At 60.2% G+C, this 244-nt stretch carries 1 protein-coding gene; it reads right to left on the bottom strand.

From position 1 onward, the window contains the following. On the bottom strand, nt 1-244 hold a 244-nt coding region (locus ACPYOG_RS20355), incomplete at both ends, for a substrate-binding domain-containing protein (RefSeq protein ID WP_481295891.1).

Genomic DNA, 244 nt, shown 5'->3' with positions numbered 1-244 from the left:
GAACACGTAGTTGCCTTCCGGCTTGGCTTTCAGGACTTCGCGAGCCTGCATGCGGCCCACTTCCTTGTTGTCGAAGGTGATGTAGAACGCTGCGGGATTTTCGATCAGGCGGTCGTAACCGACGACCGGAATGCCTTCGTCGGCGGCCTTTTCAACGGCCGGGCCGATGGCGTCGGAGTCCTGAGCGAGAATGATGAGAGCGTTGGCGCCCTGGGAAATCAGGGATTCGACGTCGGTCAGCTGC

The organism is Leifsonia sp. HAY1-4F (assembly GCF_056755275.1).
The sequence above is the reverse complement of the archived record's forward strand: the minus strand, read 5'-3'. Positions and strand labels throughout refer to the sequence as shown.